The sequence below is a fragment of the Streptomyces sp. NPDC026522 genome, from assembly GCF_055567555.1.
Genome location: NZ_JBVHQF010000001.1, coordinates 439,044 through 455,430 on the forward strand (window position 1 = coordinate 439,044; position 16,387 = coordinate 455,430).

The 16,387-nt window shown below is 72.4% G+C and carries 15 protein-coding genes and 2 pseudogenes; 6 read left to right on the forward strand and 11 right to left on the reverse strand.

Annotated elements, in window-relative coordinates:
- The first annotated feature begins 20 nt into the window (after window positions 1–20).
- On the forward strand, window positions 21–365 hold the full coding sequence (locus ACZ4M3_RS01965; RefSeq protein ID WP_467729261.1) for a hypothetical protein: 345 nt from the start codon (window positions 21–23) through the stop codon (window positions 363–365).
- A gap of 22 nt (window positions 366–387) precedes the next feature.
- On the opposite strand, the gene ACZ4M3_RS01970 is transcribed toward ACZ4M3_RS01965, so the two are convergent.
- Window positions 388–2,019 (reverse strand): carboxylesterase/lipase family protein, encoded by a 1,632-nt coding sequence (locus tag ACZ4M3_RS01970; RefSeq protein ID WP_467729262.1) that lies wholly within the window; start codon window positions 2,017–2,019, stop codon window positions 388–390.
- A gap of 216 nt (window positions 2,020–2,235) precedes the next feature.
- Here ACZ4M3_RS01970 and ACZ4M3_RS01975 point away from each other — a divergent pair, with 216 nt between their 5' ends.
- A complete protein-coding gene (locus ACZ4M3_RS01975; RefSeq protein WP_467729264.1) occupies window positions 2,236–3,177 on the forward strand; it encodes a helix-turn-helix domain-containing protein in 942 nt (313 codons plus the stop codon).
- A 191-nt stretch (window positions 3,178–3,368) separates the two neighbouring features.
- Here ACZ4M3_RS01975 and ACZ4M3_RS01980 read toward each other — a convergent pair.
- Window positions 3,369–3,587, reverse strand: a pseudogene (locus ACZ4M3_RS01980) (nuclear transport factor 2 family protein); the annotation flags it as partial.
- An 89-nt stretch (window positions 3,588–3,676) separates the two neighbouring features.
- Between ACZ4M3_RS01980 and ACZ4M3_RS01985 the strand changes: the two are divergent.
- Both ACZ4M3_RS01985 and ACZ4M3_RS01990 read left to right on the forward strand, forming a co-directional pair.
- Entirely contained in the window at window positions 3,677–4,243 is a 567-nt protein-coding gene (locus ACZ4M3_RS01985; protein WP_467729265.1) for a TetR/AcrR family transcriptional regulator, read from the forward strand.
- Between the two features lie 71 nt (window positions 4,244–4,314).
- The gene (locus ACZ4M3_RS01990; RefSeq protein ID WP_467729266.1) at window positions 4,315–4,725 is read left to right on the forward strand and encodes a nuclear transport factor 2 family protein; all 411 of its coding nucleotides are present in this window, start codon (window positions 4,315–4,317) and stop codon (window positions 4,723–4,725) included.
- Between the two features lie 8 nt (window positions 4,726–4,733).
- Here the strand turns inward: ACZ4M3_RS01990 and ACZ4M3_RS01995 are convergent, their stop codons facing one another.
- From ACZ4M3_RS01995 to ACZ4M3_RS02030, 8 genes are all read right to left on the reverse strand, one after another.
- The gene (locus tag ACZ4M3_RS01995; protein ID WP_467729268.1) at window positions 4,734–6,143 is read right to left on the reverse strand and encodes an MFS transporter; all 1,410 of its coding nucleotides are present in this window, start codon (window positions 6,141–6,143) and stop codon (window positions 4,734–4,736) included.
- A gap of 149 nt (window positions 6,144–6,292) precedes the next feature.
- Complete coding sequence (locus ACZ4M3_RS02000; RefSeq protein WP_467729269.1) at window positions 6,293–7,438, reverse strand: ABC transporter substrate-binding protein; 1,146 nt, start codon at window positions 7,436–7,438, stop codon at window positions 6,293–6,295.
- Between the two features lie 121 nt (window positions 7,439–7,559).
- Window positions 7,560–10,226 carry a SpoIIE family protein phosphatase gene (locus ACZ4M3_RS02005; protein ID WP_467729271.1) on the reverse strand — a complete coding sequence of 889 codons (2,667 nt, stop codon included), beginning with the start codon at window positions 10,224–10,226 and terminating at the stop codon, window positions 7,560–7,562.
- Between the two features lie 1,125 nt (window positions 10,227–11,351).
- Window positions 11,352–11,816, reverse strand: coding sequence for a hypothetical protein (locus tag ACZ4M3_RS02010; RefSeq protein ID WP_467729273.1), 465 nt, complete (start codon window positions 11,814–11,816; stop codon window positions 11,352–11,354).
- 331 nt (window positions 11,817–12,147) lie between these two features.
- Entirely contained in the window at window positions 12,148–12,237 is a 90-nt protein-coding gene (kdpF, locus tag ACZ4M3_RS02015; protein ID WP_467729275.1) for a K(+)-transporting ATPase subunit F, read from the reverse strand.
- A 266-nt stretch (window positions 12,238–12,503) separates the two neighbouring features.
- The gene (locus ACZ4M3_RS02020) at window positions 12,504–13,337 is read right to left on the reverse strand and encodes a GNAT family N-acetyltransferase (protein WP_467729277.1); all 834 of its coding nucleotides are present in this window, start codon (window positions 13,335–13,337) and stop codon (window positions 12,504–12,506) included.
- A complete protein-coding gene (locus ACZ4M3_RS02025; protein WP_467729278.1) occupies window positions 13,334–13,468 on the reverse strand; it encodes a 50S ribosomal protein bL37 in 135 nt (44 codons plus the stop codon). The genes ACZ4M3_RS02020 and ACZ4M3_RS02025 overlap by 4 nt, the downstream gene beginning before the upstream one ends.
- A gap of 14 nt (window positions 13,469–13,482) precedes the next feature.
- Window positions 13,483–14,289, reverse strand: coding sequence for an SDR family NAD(P)-dependent oxidoreductase (locus ACZ4M3_RS02030; RefSeq protein WP_467729279.1), 807 nt, complete (start codon window positions 14,287–14,289; stop codon window positions 13,483–13,485).
- 608 nt (window positions 14,290–14,897) lie between these two features.
- Here ACZ4M3_RS02030 and ACZ4M3_RS02035 point away from each other — a divergent pair.
- Window positions 14,898–15,314 (forward strand): hypothetical protein, encoded by a 417-nt coding sequence (locus tag ACZ4M3_RS02035; protein ID WP_467729280.1) that lies wholly within the window; start codon window positions 14,898–14,900, stop codon window positions 15,312–15,314.
- A 74-nt stretch (window positions 15,315–15,388) separates the two neighbouring features.
- The gene (locus tag ACZ4M3_RS02040; RefSeq protein ID WP_467729282.1) at window positions 15,389–15,643 is read left to right on the forward strand and encodes a winged helix-turn-helix domain-containing protein; all 255 of its coding nucleotides are present in this window, start codon (window positions 15,389–15,391) and stop codon (window positions 15,641–15,643) included.
- Window positions 15,644–15,712: 69 nt separating this feature from the next.
- Here the strand turns inward: ACZ4M3_RS02040 and ACZ4M3_RS02045 are convergent.
- Window positions 15,713–16,360: pseudogene (locus tag ACZ4M3_RS02045) on the reverse strand (sensor histidine kinase); the annotation flags it as partial.
- Window positions 16,361–16,387 lie beyond the last annotated feature (27 nt).

The window sequence follows — 16,387 nt, forward strand, 5'->3', positions numbered from 1 at the left end:
CGGGACGGCGGCGGCGGACGATGGACGAGACGGGTGAGGCGGAGGCCGCGGCCGGCCTGGCGCGCCTGGAGGGCTACCTGATCAGCCAGGCGGCGCTCCGCGAGGCCCACACCGAGGCGCAGGCCTTCGCCGGGCGCCTGACCTGGCTCGGCCCGGGCGAACGGCAGGAGATCGCGGGCCTCTTCGCGGAGCACCACCTGCGCCTCAAGCGGCAGATGCTGGCCGCCGTCGTGGCCCGCGGGGAGGAACTCGGGGCCGCGTACGAGCACCGCTACCGACTGCTGCGCCGCCGCCTCACGGCCGGCGTGCTGGTGGCGGTCCCGGTGGTACCGGCCCTGCTCCTCGGCCTGCTGCTGCTCCGCTAGGCGGTGCCATCTCCAGGGCGGATCACGGTGTCGTGATCCGGGGCAGGCGGTCCCAGAACGCGCAGTGGTGGGCGGAACCCGCGTCGACGGGGTGGATTCCGTCCGGTCCCGGAGCCAGTGACTGCACCGACGGTGCGAGGGGTGCCGTAGAGCCGAGCGCGGGCCAGAGCGGGGCGCCGGGGGTGTTCGGGTCGCCGGTGTGCGCGAAGCGCGTCCAGTAGCCCACCATCCGGTCGGACAGGGCGCGTTGGGCGTCGCTCAGCGGTCGCTCCGTAGGCAAGGAGGAGAACAGGAACGGCAGCTCGAAGCCGTGCGCCGCACCGTAGGGGAAGCCCGGGTTGGCGGGCAGGCCGGTGGGGACGGGGGCGTCCGGGTCGCTGAACTCGTAGCCGTAGAGCGGGAGGCCGGGGGCGTGGGCGGCGATGGCCCGGCCGGCCGCCAGCGTGGTGCACGCGAGCGACCGGTCGGTCAGCACCGCGGCCCAGGCCAGTGCCGGCGTGGGGTGGCCCGCCGTCGGGTACTGCGCCTCGACGGCCGGGGCCGCGGGCCCGAAGGCGTCCACCAGCCGAGCGCGGTAGTCGGCCTCGGTACGGATCGGGAACGCGGCGAGCGACAGACCTACGAACATCCGCATCTCATCCCGGTTGGTGCCCTGGAGGACCGGAACCCGCTGGAAGCGTCCCGACGCCAACGCCTGGTCCGGTGCCTCGGGCAGCAGCGCGTTCCCGAAGGCGGGCCGGTTGAAGGACTGCATCAACTGCGCGGTGGCCAGGCGATCCGTGCTCTGCCCGCGCAGGCACGCCAGCACCTCGTCGGCCCCGCCCGCCGTGCAGCCGAGCTGTCCGGCGACTGCCGAACCGGCCGTCCGGACCTCGTGCTGCGCGGCGAACGGCTCGTACGCCGGTGTTCCCGGTCCGAGTGCGCCGCGCGGGAAGGACATGAGGCAGGAGCCGCTCTGGAGCACGGCCCGCTGGAAGAGTCCGACGGCCGTCGGGGAGGTGAGGTGTGCGCAGACGCTGAGTGCGCCCGCGGATTCGCCGAACAGCGTGACCTTGCCCGGATCACCGCCGAAGCGCTCCGCGTTGGCCCGTACCCAGCGCAGGGCGGCCTGTTGGTCCGCGAGGCCGAACGGCACGGCGGAGCCCAGAGCGGGATGGCCGAAGTAGCCGAAGATCCCCAGCCGGTAGTTGACCGTGACGACGACCGTGTCACCCCGGACCGCCAGTTGTCCGGTGCTGTAGTCACTGCCGGCACCACCCAGGAACGCGCCGCCGTGCAGCCACACCAGTACGGGCCGCTTCCGGCCCGCCGGGTTCGCAGCCGGTGCCGGTGCCGGTGCCGGCGTCGTGACGTTGAGGTAGAGGCAGTCCTCCGACCCGACGACCGCGCCCGCGCCCGGTGCCGGCATCTGCACGCAGCGCTGAGCCGTCGTCGTCGCGTCCCGGACCCCGTGCCACGGGGCGGCCGGCGCCGGCGCGCGCCAGCGCAGCGGTCCCGTCGGCGGCGCGGCGTAGGGGATGCCGTCGAAGGTGGCGTACGAGCCGTGCGACACGCCGCGTACCAGGCCGTGGTCGGTCGGCACCACGGGACCGGCCGCGGCCGCACCGGCCGCCGGTGCGGCGGTGGCCGTGAGGAGCGCGACGGCGCTGAGCAAGGGCAGGAGCGCCGCACGGAGTCTGTCCCTTCCGCGGGGACGCGGTGCTGTCGTGGTCGGAGGCATACGTATCACCGTTCTCGGCCGGACGGGCCGGAGGGGGTCGCACGCGGCCGTCCGGGCCGGAACGAGGGCCCGAGCGGCGGCGACGGTGCGACCGGCGCGGTCAGTGATCCTTACGCTAGAACCTCCCGCGCGCTGGAGGTTCAAGGCATTGTGACGCACGACACGTGGAGCATCGGTGAGCTCGCGGCAGCGACGGGGGTCCCGGTGAAGACCCTCCGCTACTACTCCGACAGCGGTCTGCTGCCGGTGACCGGCCGCAGTACTGGTGGTCACCGGCGCTACGGTCCCGAGGCGTGGGAGCGGATCCGTCTCATCCGACGCCTACGGGCGCTGGACACTCCGATCGCGACCATCACGCGGGTGGTCACCGGCGAGTGCTCGCTGGGCGAACTGGTTTCGACCGAGCTGGAGTCGGTGCAGGAACGACTGACCGAACTGCGGTGGCGCGAAGCCACGCTCAAAGCCCTGGACGACTGCCCGAGCGAAGAACGGCTCCGGCGTCTGGAGATCCTCTCGCGCGTCCAGCGGCTCCCGCAGGCGCATCGCACCCTCACCGATCACTGGTACGGCGAGCTGTCCGCGGCCATGCCCAAGCGCCGGCTCGACATCATGGTCGCCATGCTGTCCCCCGGACCGCCGCAGGACCCCGGTCCGGATACGGCCCTGGCCTACGCCGGGCTTCATCTGCTGGTCGCCACGCCCGGCTTCACCCGCTGGACCCAGGACCACGACGAGGAGATGAGGGACGCCCCGGCCTTCTACGGGGAGATCGACGAGGCGGCCGCCCTGACGGCCGCCGCCGTGACGCGGGGGCTGCCGCCCAGTGCCGGGGACGCGGTGAACGCGTTCGTCTCCGCCCACGCACGGGCCCGGCGGGAGTCGGACACCCCCGCCTTCCGCGCGTACCTGCACGGGCTGGTGTCGAGGTCATCCGGCTACGACCCACGCCTGGAACGCTATTGGGCCCTGGTCGGCACCGCCACGGGCGGCCGGGTGCTGAACATGACGGTGGCCCACAAGTGGCTGACCGACGGACTGGCGCTCTCGATAGCCGGCGCCGAACCGCCCCCGGCCCAGGGCGAGGGGCTTTGACGACAGACCCGAGCGAGCACACCCGAGCGGCGGCGCGTCCGAGCGGCGGCGCCTCCGAGCCCTGTGCCGTGGGCCCGCCGGGTACGGCACTCGCGCCACTTGCCCTCCAGAGCCGCCACCAGCTGGGGCAGGCCACCGCCGGCCACGATGAGGGCGAGGTGGTCGTGGTAGTCCCGGCTGCTGACGACCAGGCCGTCGCGGACCCGCAGCACCTGGATGTCGGCGGCCCGGAAGGTCCGCCCGGTCACCCGGTGGTGCACGTGATAGTCCAACTCGGCGATGACCACCTCCGCGTCGTCGGTCTCCCGGACGACCACGTTCACCGGGGTCAGGGTCACGGGCGAACCCGCGGCGACCCTGGCGAACCGCTCCCCGAGCGCGGCCCGCCCTTCGATCCGCCCCGGCCCGACCGGCTCGAAGACGGTCTCCGCGACGGCGCGTCCTGGAGACTCCGGTTGTCCAGGGTGGTTCCGTCGCGATGTCGAAAGGTGGGAGAGGGATGGGTGGCGCTCAGGAGCGCCCGCTGCGGGCGGGCGCGGCCCGAAACCGGGCCAGGCTGCTGGAGACCGCCACGGAGGTGTTCACCACCCGCGGCGTAGCCGTGCCGACCGAGGAGATCGCCCGGGCCGCCGGGGTCGGCGTGGGCACCCTCTTCAGGCACTTCCCGACCAAGGAGGCGCCGCTGGCGGCCGTGATGGTCCGCAGGCTGGAGACGGCCCGGACCGCGCAGCTGGCCGCCGCGGCCGGGCCCGCCGAGGCCCTCTTCGCCTGTTTCCGCCCGGTGGTGGAACAGTCCGAGGGCGGGGACGAGTCCGCCCGGTTCCTCGCCGCGGCCGGGGTGGACGGGTACGCCTCCCCGTACGGGCCGAGTACGGAGATCAGGGACCGGTTCGCCGGGCTGCTGGCCGGTGCGCAGCGGGCGGGAGCGGTCCGCCCGGAGCTGGGCCTGCCCGAGTTCCTCGCCCTCGTGGTCGGCACCGGCAGGGCGCTGGAGCAGCTCGGAGCGGATCCGGCGCCCCGGGAGCGCGTCTTCGAGGTCGTCTTGGACGGCTTGCGGACGCGCTGAGCCGGCGGTGGTCACAATGGAGGTCTGCCCGGCCCGCGGAAGGCGGCCGGGGCCGAACCGGGGGAGCACGCATGTCACGTACGCGGTCCAAGTCGGAACTCGACGCACTGACAGCCGAGTTCTTCGGCGCCTTCGACAACCGCGACGGCCGGACCGCCGACGTCGGCCGGCTCCGCAGGCTGTTCCTCCCCGGCGGGGTGATCGTCAAGACCGGCCCGGACTTCACGGTCTACACCGTCGAGGGGTTCATCGAGCCCCGCCGGCGGCTGCTGGCCGACGGGCGCCTGGTCGGGTTCGCGGAGTGGGAGACCTCCGAACGCACCGAGATCCAGGGCGACATCGCGTCGCGCTTCGGCGGATACCGCAAGTCCGGCACCCTGGACGGCGTCCCCTTCGAGGGCTCCGGCACCAAGACCCTCCAGTTCGTCCGCACCCCCGAGGGCTGGCGCATAGCGGCCCTCTCCTGGCACGACCGCCCCTGAACCGCAGGTCAGGGCGGCCCGGCCGGGGCGTCGGCGGCAGCGGCCGGGTTCCGGGGCAGGAACACGGCGGCGGCGAGTCCGAGGAGTCCTGCGCCGGCGAGGGTGATCATCGCGGCGGCGTAGGCGCCGGTACTGAGCCCGGCGACGAGGATCGTGCCGGCGACGGCGGTGCCCAGCGAGGAGCCGAGGTTCGACACGCTGCGGGACAGCCCGGAGATCTCGCCCTGCTGCGCCTCGGGGAAGCTCGACTGGACGACGTTGACCGAGGGGGTCAGCATCACGCCCAGGCCCAGTCCGAGCAGGAGGAGCCCGGGGGCGAAGGCCCAGGCGCTCGTGAAACTGTTGACCATGGCGATGAGGACGACGACGCCGACGATCGAGACGACGAACCCCGTCGTGATGAGCGTGCGCTGGGCCCGTCGTTTCGCCAGGCGTTCGGCGGCGAGGGACGAGGCGAGCAGGCCGAGCGTGGCCGCGGTGAAGACGACGCCGGTCTCGATCGCGTTGTAGCCGCGTACGACCTGGAGGTAGGCCGCCACCGTGAACGAGGAGCCCATGAGCAGCAGCCACTGGACGTTCTGGGTGACGAGACCGAGGTTGGAGGTGCGGTTGCGGAACAGGCTGGTGGACAGCAGCGGTTCCCGGCCGGCGGCCTCGCGGGAGCGTACGTGGTGGAAGAACCACAGCAGCGTGAGCGCGCCCAGCACGAGCAGGGCGATCATCAGCCGGACGTCGTTGTCGGCGGCCAGGATGCCCATGACGACGAGGACGAGACCGACGGCCGAGAGGGCGGCTCCGACGGTGTCGAAGGAGCGCGTCGGATCCGGTGGCAGGGGGTCTTCGAGATGACGGCTCAGTACGATGATCAACACGATCACCAGGGCCTGGAACACGAAGGCGGCCCGCCAGCTGATCCACGAGGTGATGAGCCCGCCGATCAGCGGCCCCGCCGCGGCGCCGATGCCGCCGAGCGCCATGACGGCCCCGAACGCGCGGGCCCGGGAGGTGAGGTCCGTGAAGAGGAGCGTGGTGAGGATGTACACGGGCGGGATGAGCAGGGCCGTGCCGACCCCCTCCAGGATCGAGTTGCCGAGGATCAGGACGCCCAGGCCCGGGGCGACGGCGCTCAGCACGGCGCCGACACCGTAGACGGCGAGGCCGGCCAGGAAGCACCGCTTGCGGCCGTAGCGGTCGGTCAGCTTGCCGCCGGGGATCATCAACGCGGCCATGACCAGCAGGAAGACGGTGATCGCGACCTGCACGCCCTGCACGGTGGTGTCGAGGTCCTCGCTCATGTCGTTGATCATCACGTTCATGTTCGAGCCGGCGAAGCTGCAGATGAACTGGGCGAGCGCGAGCGGCGCGAGGACCCGCCGCTGAGCCGTGGACGGCCGTCCCCGGGTACCTGGGTCAGCCACCGGCCCCACCTCCGCGCGTGAGTAGATCGACCACGCTCACAGCGTGCGCCGAGCGCCGCCGCCGCGCATGTGGAGCGGGCGGACGGCCCGCAGTGGCGACGGCCCGCAGTACCGCCGGCGCACCCGTGCGCGCGGGCCCGTCCCGGGCCTCAGCCCGCGAGTGCCTTGGCCCAGCCGCGGTTGACGGTCTCTCTCGCCTTCTGCGTCTGTGCCTCCGTCGGAAACGTAGGCGTGCCCTCGACCGTCGGCAGTTTGTCCGCGGCGGCCTTGTCGAGAGTGCCGTCCTTCCTCATCGCGTCCATCAGGACCGGGCGGGCATAGGCTCCGAGCCGGATGTTCTGGCCTTCCGGGCTGAAGAGGTACTCCTCCCACAGCCGTGCCGCCGCCGGGTGCGGGGCGTCCTTGTTCACCCCGCCCGCGTAGTACTCGGCGAAGCTGCCGTCGAAGGGGATGGCGGTCCGCCAGTCGACATCCGCCCCCTCGGCCCGGAACTCGTCGGCGTATCCGAGGTTGAGGAAGTCCCAGTCGATGCTGATCGGGGTCTGTCCTTTGGTGATCGTGGCCGGTGAGGATTCGACCGGGGTGAAGTTGCCGTTCCTGCGGAGCTCGGCGAAGAAGTCGATACCGGGCTGGATGTCGTCGAAGGAACCCCCGTTCGCCAGGGCCGCCGCGTACACCCCCGCGAAGGCGGAGTTGGATCTGGTGGGGTCGCCGTCGAGCGCGACCTGGCCCTTGTACTCGGGCTTGCGCAGATCGGCGAAGGTCGAGGGGCAGGTCTTGACGCGCCTGGCGTCGCAGCCGATCGAGACGTAGCCGCCGTAGTTGTCGTACCAGCGGGCCCGCGGGTCCTTCTGGTTTCCGGGGATCTGGTCGTACGCGGCGACCTGGTACGGCGCGAGCAGGCCCTGCCGGGCCGCGGCCTGCGCGAACGAGCCCCCCACGTCGACCGCGTCGGGGGCCCGGCCTGCGCCCCTGTGCTCCTTCAGGGCGTTGATCTCGCCCTGGCTGGTGCCTTCCGGGTCCTCCACCGTGACCTTGATCCCGTACTTCTTCTCGAAGCCGTCGATCAGCTCGCCGTAGTTGGCCCAGTCGCGCGGGAGCGCGATCGCGTGGAGCGAGCCCTCCTTCTTCGCTGCCGCGGTCAGTGCCGCCATGCCGCCGGCGTCCGCGGCGGAGGTGGCCACCGCGGGTGCTCGGGGCGCGGCGGCGGGTTTGCCTCCACAGGCACCGAGGGGAGCCGCGGCGAGGGCCAGGCAGGTGGCGAGCAAGGCTGTCCGGAGACGGGGTGCGGGCACAAAGGCTCCATAACGGGCGATCGTGTACTGATCGAGGCCAGCGTACGTTCGGCGGCCTGGCCAGCACAGCCCCGAACGGTGGTGTCCGCCGTCTTCCCCGCGCCGCCGTACCGGCGGGTGCTCAGAAGCCCTCGTCGTCCCACCCGGCCAGGAGCGCCTCCGCGAGATCCATCGCGGGCGGTGCGGTCCCGTCGTGCAGGGACTGCTCGCTCCAGATGATCTTGCCGCGGGCGGTGTAGCGGGTGCCCCAGCGCTCGGCGAACTGCGCGACGAGGAACAGGCCGCGGCCGCCCTCGTCGGTAGCCTCGGCCCGGCGCAGGTGCGGAGAGGTGCTGGACCCGTCGGAGACTTCGCAGACCAGGCTGCGGTCGTACAGCAGCCTCACCCGGATGGGCGCGGAACCGTAGCGGATGGCGTTGGTCAGCAGCTCGCTGAGGATGAGTTCCGTGGTGAAGGCGATGTCCTCCAGACCCCAGTCCGCCAGTCGGCGGGCGCAGGCCTTGCGCACCGGGGACACCGCCGCAGGATCGGGGGACACGTCCCACTCGGCGATCCGGGCCGGGTCCAGCCGGCGGGTGCGGGCCACCAGCAGCGCGACGTCGTCGGCGGGTCTGGCGGGCAGCATCGCCTCGATCACCGCGGTGCAGGTCTCCTCCGGGGTGCGGGCAGGGCCGGCCAGGGCGGCGCGCAGCGCGGCCAGGGCAGAGTCCGGATCGCGGTCGCGGCCCTCGATCAGCCCGTCGGTGAAGAGTGCCAGCCGGGAGCCTTCCGGCAGGGTGACCGTCATGCTCTCCATGGGCATGCCCGCGCCCAGCCCCAGCGGCGGGGCTACGGGCACCTCGGGGAAGGACACGGTTCCGTCGGGGCGGACCAGCGCGGGGCCCGGATGCCCGGCGGTGGCGGCCGTCACCTGCCCCGAGGCGGGGTCGTAGATGGCACACAGGCAGGTGGCCCCGGTGATCCCCTGCCACTCCTGCTGGTCGGTGTCGATGTGCGCGACCAGCTCGTCCAGGTGGCTCAGGAGCTCGTCCGGCGGCAGGTCGAGGGTGGAGAAGTTGTACACGGCGGTGCGCAGGCGGCCCATGGTGGCGGCGGCGTGCAGACCGTGGCCGACGACGTCGCCGACCACCAGGGCCACCCGGGCGCCGGGCAGCGGGATGACATCGAACCAGTCACCGCCCACCCCGGCCTGGGCGGGCAGATAGCGGTGGGCGACCTCGACGGCGGACTGCTCCGGTACGCCCCGGGGCAGCAGACTGCGCTGCAGGGTGACGGCCAGGGTGTGCTCGCGGGTGTAGCGGCGGGCATTGTCGACGGACAGCGCCGCCCGGGCGGTCAGCTCCTCGGCGAAGGACACGTCCTCCTCGTCGAACGGCGGGGAACTCTGGGCCCGCCAGTAACTGGCCATGCCCAGCACCACGCCCCGCGCTTGCAGCGGCACGGAGATCAGGGAGTGGATGCCGCGCTCCAGGATCCGTACGGCGTTGGCCGGGTCCTGGGCCCGCCAGCCGTGGGTGGCGCGCAGGTCCGCCACCAGGACCGCATGGCCCCCGGCCAGTCCGGCGGCCATGGGGCTGCTGGGAACGAACCGGATCAGCCTGCCGACGGGATACAGCGGATGGTCGCCCTGCAGGCCGACAGCGGCGGTGCGGCGCATCTCGGTGCTCTCCTCGGGCGGCTCCTCGCCGTGCAGCACGCGGTCCAGCAGGTCGACCGTCACCACCTCGGCGAACCGCGGGACCGCCACCTCCGCCAGCTCCTGCGCGGTGCGCTCCACGTTCAGCGTCGTTCCGACCCGCACGCCCGCGTCGTAGAGCAGCCTCAGCCGTTCACGGGCCACTTCGGCCCGGCCGGTGAGTGCCCGCAGCTCGGTGGTGTCCCGCAGCGTGACGACGGTCCCGGCCTGCCCGTAGGGCGCGGTGGGCCGGATGTTCACCGCCAGTAGCCGATCGGCCGCCATGTGCACCTCGTCGGTCACGGGCCGGCCCGAGGCGATCAGCTCGGCGGTCGCCGCCTCCAGACCCAGGTCCGTGACGGGGCGCCCCTCCGCGTCCGCCGGCAGCTCCAGCAGCCGCCGCGCCTCGTCATTGGCCAGCAGCAGCCGGCCGCCGCTGCCGACGATCAGTACGCCCTCCCGCACCGCGTGCAGCACCGCGTCGTGGTGCTCGTACATCCTCGTCATCTCGGCCGGTCCCAGGCCGTGGGTGCGGCGCAGCAGCCGACGGCTCACCAGAGCCGTCCCGCCCGCGGACAGGGCCAGCACCACGGCCGCGCTGCCGAGGACGACCGGCAGCTGCCGGTTCACCATGTTCTGCACGTTCTGGACCGTGACCGGGGAGGAGACGACGGCGATGACGTGGCCGTCGGGGTCCTTGACGGGGACCACCGAGACCACCGACTGACCGAGGGACCCCTGGAACGTCTCGGTGAAGGACTTGCCGGCCGCCGCCTTGGAGAAGGGGCCGATCACGTGCTTCCCGACCTGCCGGGGGTCGCTGTGGGTGATGGTGAGGCCGTCGAGCGTGTACACGTTGATGCCGTCGACCTCGGAGATCTTGCGGGCCGCCTCCGCGCGCGGCTGGAGCACCGCGCTCGGATGGGCGCTGCGCAGGGCCGGGACGATTCCCGGGGATTCCGCGAAGGTGCCGGCGGCGGCGAGCGTACGGTGCCGGGCGTCCAGCATGGCGGCGCTCCGCGCCTGCACCACGAGGGCGCCCACCGCGGCGGCGACCAGGAGCACCACCACGGCCAGCTGCAACAGGAACACCTCGCCGGCCACGCTGCGCACGCTCAGCAGGGCGGACAGCCCCTGCCGGCGCGCCCTTCCGCCGGGGGGCGAGGGGTTCTCCTGAGGCGCCCGGCGGTGTGCTGAGCGGTGCCGCCGAGGGGGAGCGGAGGGGCTGGAGGTCAAGCCGAGCAGCCGGCGCCGGAAATCACCCAGGAAGTCGCCCATACTCCATTTTCTAACCTCTTCGGCGGTCGGCGCGCGGACGGGTTCTCCGTAAGGGCAGTGGCGCGGAACGGAAATCGGCGGACGTTCGTGCTGGGCGCGGTGATCGCGGCGACGGCCCTGGTGGGAGTCGGCCTGCACTGGTGCCAGCCGTGGAAGCTGTGGCAGGACCGGACGGTGATCGAGACGCTCCCGAGCGCGTCGGCGCTGCCTCCCGCGGCCACGTCGTCCCCGTCGGCCACGAGCACCACACCCCCGAGCACGCCGCCCGGCCCCGTACCCTCGGCCGGGGCAGCTTGATCAGCCACGAGCACGCCACCGCCGGCACGGTGAAGTCCTCCAGCCCCCGGACGGCTGCTCGTCGTCGCCGGGCTGCCCTGGTTCGGGCACGGCGCGCGGCTGCTGTTCGCCGTCATGACCGTGCTCTTCGTGCTCGTCTGCATCGCCGTGCTCGTACGCGGCTTCGTCTCGCCCCACACCATCGGCGAGGCCCCGGCCTCGACCGACCCGGGCCGCTCCGCCGCCCTCGCGGTCGCGATGGCCCCGGCCACCGGCGTCGCGGCCCCGTCCCCGGCCATCGCCCAGCTCGGGCAGTTGGACGACACCCACCGCCGCCGCTCCGGGCGAGGCTCCCTCGCCCTGCTCCTGGCCGCGGCCAGCTTCTCCTTCCAGGCCAACCCCGGACTCCTCAACACCCTCGCCGGATCCCCGGACCACCCGGGCGTCCTGCCGGCAGCGCTGGGCCGGACGAACCGCCACCACACCCCGTACTGGTCCGTCCTCGTCTACCTGGCCGCGGCAGCCGTGATCATCGTGGCTGCGGCAGGGGAGGAGCAGGAACTCGTCCTCTGGGGGTGTGACGAGCCGCCTGCACGCCGGGGCAATGGATCTGTATCTGGGACCCGTCGATCTCGACGGGCTGCTGAGCCACTGACCGGGCACGCAGCAGCCACTGACCGTCGATCACTGCAGGCCCGAGACCTTGAAGACCGTGAGGGCCGTCTCGCGGTCGATACGGACCGCCAGCCGGCGCAGGGCGGTCTCGCCGCACAGCAGAGTGCCGCGCTGGACCGATGTGCGGGTGTCCGTGTCGAGGCGGCGCCACATCTCGGGATTGCGGACCAGGACGGCCGGATCGATCTCGACCTGGTTTCCCTCCGTGTCGCGGAGGAACATCCGCTGGGCCACCTGGTCGGACCACCTGACCGAGACGAGGGAGTCGGTGCGGGCAGTGTGTTCCATCAGCAGTCCCCGGGCGATCAGCAGCCCGGGACCCACGGAGACCCTGGGCGGCAGCAGGATCACGAAGAGGAGGGCGGCCAGGCCGGTCCAGAGGGCGGCGCGGGTCGCGTCGAGCTTGCCGAACCCCGCGTCCATGGCGAGCAGGGTCGCGTACAGGAGGGACGCGACACCGATGGCCGAGCGCATCTCGCCGGCCCAGTGGATGTCGCGTGCGATAGGTCCCGGAGGCTCCGCGCCGGCGTGAGCACCGGTCGCGGACTGCGTGAAACGTCGTCCCATGGGGGTGACGTTAGGGCCGGTGCGGGCCTCGGCACCGGACCCTGACGCACCGCTGATGTGGTGGCTACGGCATTTTGACGGGCGCCGGTTCGAGGCCCGTACGGGTCGGTCCACGGGTGCGCGGCGGACCGCGTCGCCGGCGCCGGGTGCCGCGCCCAGGAAGACCTTGGGCCTCCCCGGCCGTACGGTCGGCTGTTCCGCGGCGGCCACCGGGCCCGCCTCGTGCGGGGTCGTCAGCTCAGAACTTCTCGGGGAAGAACAACGCCAGGACCAGGTACCCGACCAGGCTGACCGCGACGATGATGCCCACGACAGTTTCCGCACTCACCCGTACCCGACTCCTCAGCACGTCCCCGACACCACCAGCGAACATCAGCCAAGACGTGAGGGAAACGGCCCTGACGCGCTCCTGATGCGAGTCGTCCGGGACTTTGACGGTGTATTGACTGCCGTTGCGTCGATAGGGTGACGTCCCGGCCCGCGTGGTGCCGCCCACGCCCACCTCCACGGCCGCGGCCACGGTCGTGGCCGCGGTGCTGGGACGGCTCCGCCGGCCAGCTGAATCCCCGAGTGCGCACCGCACCCACTGAGCCGTCAGTGACGCCTGGCTCGCCCGGGGACCGGGGGCGTCCGGACTCCGGGCGCCAAGGCCCTGCCGGTGACGTGGTGGACGTATTCACGGGTCAGCCGGAAGCCGGCCGTCCAGGCGAGCAGTCGGCCGGGCCGGTTGTCGCGCGAGCAGCACCAGCTCGCGGTGTGTCCCCGCGCCCGGATGTCCGCCGTCAAACCGGCGACGCAGGCCAGTGTGGTGGGAGCCCCTCCCAGCGGTAGCCGGGAGGGTTCGCGGCGGCGATCGGGCACGGTGACGACCGCGATGTCCTCGTAGGTGCTGCCGAGGAAGTAGGTGCAGGCTACGGAGAGGACCCGGCCCCCGGAGAACGCGGCCCAGCCGTGGCCGGAGGCGGCGAGGCCGCCGGGTCCGCCCCAACTGGAGTGAACCCAGGCGCTCTCGGAATCCATCGCGGCCAGCGCCGGAACGTCTTGGGGAGTCAGCCGCCGCACTGTCACGCCACGCGGGGTGCGGGGGAGGGACACTGGTGCCTGAGGCTGGTGGACGTACAGCATCCGTTCCCAGGGGACGACGCGTTCGAATGCGGAGCCGAGCGACGGCCAGAACCGGGCGGGCGTCTCTACGCACCGGCCGGCGAACCGGGCCAGGGCGTCCTGGGTGAGCACGCCCGGATCGCCGCGCATCAGCACGTGGTCCGCGCAGCTGACGGCGAGGACGCGAGGGCGCTCGGGGCGGTCGGCCCACCAGCGGCCGACGCCCGTGGTCAGTACGTGCTCGGCCAGCGTCCCGGGACCTGGCGAGCCGGTGGGGAACCAACGGCTCAGGGCGGGGAGTTGTTGCGTGGGGATCTCGATCACGAACGTCTCCAGGTGGTGGGCGGGTTTCCCGGGCAGGGGGAGCGGGCGGTACAGGGCTGGCAGGAGGGCTTGCGGCCGTGGTTGGAGCCCTTCTCGCGGCGGGCCCTCTTCTTGCGTGCGCGCTTGGACATGGACGGGTGTCCCTTCACGCGGTGTGGCCGACGCGGAGGTCGGCGAGCTTGTTGAGGCGCTCGATCGTGCGGTCCTCGGTGGCGGCGGCCGCCGGGGTGACGCGTTCGTCGCGGTCGTAGTAGGCGCCGTTGACGATCTCGGTGCTGGGGTCGCAGAGGCGTACGACGTGCTGGGCGCCATCGGCGGCCGGTTCGCCCTCGTTTCCGTAGAGGGGGAGCAGAGCGGTCTCGCAGACACCGGGGTGGACGGACACGGCGGTGATACGCGGGTCGGAGGCGAAGACGGTCAGTGCCAGCTGCGACTGCGCGTAGGCGGCGAGCCGGGCGTAACGGCGCTCCCGGTTCGGGTCGCTCCACTGGATGGCGGCGGTGCGGTGGAGCGAGGAGGAGACGTTCACGACGCGCCCGCCCGGGTCGCTGGTGAGGGAGGGCTCCAAGAGGTTGGTGAGGAGGTAGTGGGCGAGGAAGTTGACCTGGAAGGCGACCTCGTTGCCGTCGACGGTCAGGGTGTGCCGCTCGGGTGCGGCGATGGCTGCGTTGTTGACGAGTACGTCGAGGCGAGGGTGGTCCCGTACGACGGCGTGGGCCAGGTTCTCGACCTCCTCCAGGCGGACGAAGTCGGCGGCGAGCGGGCGCAGCAGGGCGCTGTCGATGCCCTCGGTGGTCACCAGACGGTCGGCCGCGGCCCGGGCCTCCTCGGCGGTACGGCCGTGCAGCAGGACGACCGCGCCGCGCTGGGCGAGCCGGCGAGCGGTCTCGTAGCCGATGCCGGAGGTGGCGCCGGTGAGGAGGACGGTGCGTCCGGACAGGGATGAAGACATGGCGGATTCCTGGAAGCAGGCATGGCTGACGCGGCCGCCCTCGGCGTCGGGCAGGGGGCGAGGGCTCAGTTCATGCGGTGAAGGTGAAGGTGAGGCCGCGTACGAAGCCCCGGCCGGAGTCGGTCAGGACGCCGGCGGCTGGTACGCGGGGGGACGCGCGGCCGGTGTCAGAGGGCCGGGCGGACAGCGGGCGCCGTCGGCTGCACCGGATGCGGTGGCCGATCGTCGTAGCGCGGGCCGCTGTTCATGACTCCATACCAGCGCATCACGGATGCCGGGGCAAGATCCTGAACGGGACTTTGACGGCCTTCTGACGCAGGTCGGGCGACCGTGCGGATCCGGTCTCTTCGCGCAGCTCATCAGGGCCGCGTCAAAGATCGGCGACCGCGCGGAAGGAACACGTGAAGGAGCGTTGTCACGTCACCCGTCGCGCAACACATGACCCGTCCAGCTCCCGGTGTGGGGATACCGGAACTGGGCGGCTCGCGTGTTTCGGGCGTGAGCGCGTGCACCGGGAGATGATCCCTTCGGGCAAGTAGTTGCTACTGTGGAAAGTAGATGCCGAGTGAGCAGGTAGGAGCTCCTCGGCGACGACGGAGGGGTTTGCCATGCCTGAACAGGCCGACGCAATCGCATCGTTGCAAGGGATCGGGCGGATCGAGGCGACCGCGCGGGGGCGGAGCGGCTGGTACGCCGGCTATCTCTGGCTGTTCGCCGCGTGGCAGCTCGCTCTCGTTCCGGCGGTGCTGATGTGGCATGGGCGGACGGGGACGGTCGTCAGCACGGTGGCGAACGCCGTTGTGGTCATGGGGTTGTCCGTGTTCGCCACGCGGCAGCCCGTCGTCCCGCGCGGCTACGGCGGCCGGCACCTAAGGGTGATCGGTGCCTGGGCGGTCGGCTACGTCCTGGCGCTCGTGCTCGGCTTCACCGTCTTCCTGGACAGTGTCCCCTTCGTGCTCGTGGCCGCCGTCGCCTGCGCGCTGCCCGCCGCCGTCGCGGCCTGGCGTGAGGGGCGCGCCGTATGACGCCGGAAGCCTCAGCGGGCGCCGGTCAGGGACCTCATCCGCGACATGGACTCGTACCCCTTCTGGCGTCGGCCGTGCGACTGTCGATCGTCGCGGCCCTCGCTCCAGTGGAGAAGGCCGAGTTCGCCTATGTGCGGGACCTCGTGGAGATCACGGACTCCGCACTGTCGAAACAGGTCTCGCGCCTGGAGGAAGTGGGCTGGGTGACGGTGGAGAAGGGGCAGGTCGGGCGGCGGCCCCGGACCTGGCTGTCTCTGACCGAGGAGGGGATGACCACCTATCGGCGTCACCTCGCCGCGCTCACCGCCATCGCGGGCCCTCTGAGTTGACGCGGGGGGATGATCGCCGGCCACCCCCAGGACGGGACCGGCGATCGCCGGGCCGGTCCGCGGGCTGGTTCAGGTGACCGCCGACGTCGGGAGATCCGCCGTGACCGGCGGTGCGCCGCCCACTATGGGGAGGGTGATGACCATGGTGAGGCCGCCGCCGGGAGTGTCCTCGGCCGTCAGTGTGCCGCCGATGGCCTCGGTGAAGCCGCGGGCGACCGCGAGGCCCAGTCCCACGCCCGCCCCGCGCGGGGCGTCACCGTGGCGCTGGAACGGCTCGAAGATCCGGTCCTTGGCCGCGTCCGGGACGCCCGGCCCGCGGTCGACGACGCGCAGTTCCACGCGCTCGTGCAGGGCGCTGGCCGTGACGTTCACGGGTTGGCCGGCGGGGCTGTACCTGACTGCGTTCTCGACGATGTTGGCGACGGCCCGTTCCAGCAGGCCGTGGTCGACAGCGATCATGGGGAGGGTTTCGGGGATGTCGAGTTCGACGCTGTCCTCCGGTACGCCGCCCAGGGCCATCGGGACGACCTCGTCCAGGTCGCTGTCGCGGATGAGCGGGACGACGGTGCCGACGGAGGCGGACATGTCCAGGAGGTTGCCGATCAGTGCGGCGACGCAGTCGGTGCCCCGCTCGATCCGGCGGTGCGCTTCGGACAGCATGGCGTACGTCTTGCCGACGCCCGGCGCCGCGCCGAGGTAGATGCGGAGCTTGCCGCGTCCCATGTTCCGACTCTTCTTCTCTGC

Bases quoted from the DNA above. Each gene is read 5' to 3' on its own strand.
- ACZ4M3_RS01965 (WP_467729261.1), top strand. From the start codon at position 21: ATGGACGAGACGGGTGAGGCGGAGGCCGCGGCCGGCCTGGCGCGCCTG.
- ACZ4M3_RS01985 (WP_467729265.1), top strand. From the start codon at position 3,677: ATGGGTGGCGCTCAGGAGCGCCCGCTGCGGGCGGGCGCGGCCCGAAAC.
- ACZ4M3_RS01990 (WP_467729266.1), top strand. From the start codon at position 4,315: ATGTCACGTACGCGGTCCAAGTCGGAACTCGACGCACTGACAGCCGAG.
- ACZ4M3_RS02010 (WP_467729273.1), bottom strand. From the start codon at position 11,816: ATGCGCTCGGCCATCGGTGTCGCGTCCCTCCTGTACGCGACCCTGCTC.
- ACZ4M3_RS02025 (WP_467729278.1), bottom strand. From the start codon at position 13,468: ATGTCCAAGCGCGCACGCAAGAAGAGGGCCCGCCGCGAGAAGGGCTCC.
- ACZ4M3_RS02030 (WP_467729279.1), bottom strand. From the start codon at position 14,289: ATGTCTTCATCCCTGTCCGGACGCACCGTCCTCCTCACCGGCGCCACC.
- ACZ4M3_RS02035 (WP_467729280.1), top strand. From the start codon at position 14,898: ATGCCTGAACAGGCCGACGCAATCGCATCGTTGCAAGGGATCGGGCGG.